Raw genomic sequence first — 1403 nt, 5'->3', positions numbered from 1 at the left:
GGCCGGGGCGGCGGGCCGCGTCCTGCGGCCGTCGGGATTGCCGGGGCCCGGGCATTCCGCGTCGCCGCCCTCGCCGATCGTACAGGTCGCCACCGTGCGCGCGGCGCCGTCGACGACCCGCGCGACCGTGCGCGTCTCGGTGGTGTGGCCGCTCGCCCAGTCGTCGGACAGGGTGCAGACCCGGTCGCCGTTCTGGTAGCGCCGGCTGCCGAAGCAGCCGTAGACCCGGTCCTGCCCGACGGGCAGGAAGTCGCACGCCGTGTCGAACCCCGCGAAGGCACCGCCGGTGAACCGCGCCGCGAAGGCCCGCTGCCGCAGCGCCGCCGCGATCCAGTGCGGCCGGGCCGGATCGCTTTTCGAGCGGCCGGACAGGGCCTCGGTCCGTGCCCGGATTGCCCCCAGCACGACGGCGCGCGCGTCGGCCGCGTCCAGGTCGCCGAGCCGCGTGTCCCGGGCCGCCACCCAGCGCTTCTGGCTGGCGATCAGCATCGCGCGGATCTCGGGGTCGTCCGTGCCGTGCAGGAGGCCGGCATAGGCCGCACCCAGGGCGGCGTCGGCCTTCCGGAGCGCCGCGTCGGCGCAGATCAGGCGCTCGAGCGGGCTGACCGCCTTGCGGCAGTCGATCGCCCGGGCCGAGGACGGCGCCAGAAGGGATGCGGCGAGGGATGCGGCGAGGGCGGCCGCCGGGAGGCGCGTCACGGCCGGCCCCGAACTGAATCTCGCCCCGAAGCGCGCACCGGACTGCGCATCGGAACCTCGCCTCTGGGTCGCGTGACTGGAGCCGGTCGACATCGGGGCCTACTGCGCCGCGGCATCGACGATGCGGCACAGGTTCTGGTCGACGTCCTGGCCGATCTGGCCGGCCTGCACCATGAACAGGGCGTCGACCCGGCTGCCTGCCCCGGCCTTGCGCACGACGACCCGCAGCGTCTGCGGTCGCCCCGAACCGGATGTCTCCTGCTGGGCCGTCAGGGTCCCGAGCGCCTTCTCCACGTGCACGCCCACGAACCCCTCGGCCAGGACCGCCCGCGTCACCCGGTCGAACGCGGCCCTGGGGCTGACCGAGGGGAAGATCATCCACGTCTTGTAGGTGATGGCCTGGAGCATCGGCGTCCCCTCGCTCCGGTAATGGTCGCGGCACGTCTCCGCCGCGGCCGCCGGGAGCGGGAGCGTCGACAGGATGGCCGCGTAGATGAACGCGGTCCGCATCGATCCCATGGGGCACCTCTCACGTCGCTCTGCTGGTGGCTCTGTCGGTGACCTGCCGGACCTGTGCAGTGGGGGCCCGGTCAGGCGTGGATTCGTCGGATGAGCGAGACCGGGCTGCACCGGCCGGCCCCGCAGGGTCTCAGAGCTGCGGCGTGGCCGCTGGCCGGGCGCGCGGCGCCGGCGCCATCGCGCGC

General features: G+C 74.7%; 2 protein-coding genes. Both read right to left on the bottom strand.

Annotated features, from left to right (window positions below; genetic code table 11):
• Positions 1–699: lysozyme inhibitor LprI family protein (locus MMR14E_RS28460; protein WP_331318944.1), on the bottom strand; the 699-nt coding region annotated here is incomplete at its 3' end.
• Between the two features lie 99 nt (positions 700–798).
• Complete coding sequence (locus MMR14E_RS28455) at positions 799–1218, bottom strand: hypothetical protein (RefSeq protein ID WP_331318942.1); 420 nt, start codon at positions 1216–1218, stop codon at positions 799–801.
• Positions 1219–1403 lie beyond the last annotated feature (185 nt).

It is taken from the genome of Methylobacterium mesophilicum, from assembly GCF_036441335.1.
GTDB classification, from domain to species: Bacteria; Pseudomonadota; Alphaproteobacteria; order Rhizobiales; family Beijerinckiaceae; genus Methylobacterium; species Methylobacterium mesophilicum_B.
The sequence above is the reverse complement of the archived record's forward strand: the minus strand, read 5'-3'. Positions and strand labels throughout refer to the sequence as shown.

Bases quoted from the DNA above. Each gene is read 5' to 3' on its own strand.
- MMR14E_RS28455 (WP_331318942.1), bottom strand. From the start codon at position 1,218: ATGGGATCGATGCGGACCGCGTTCATCTACGCGGCCATCCTGTCGACG.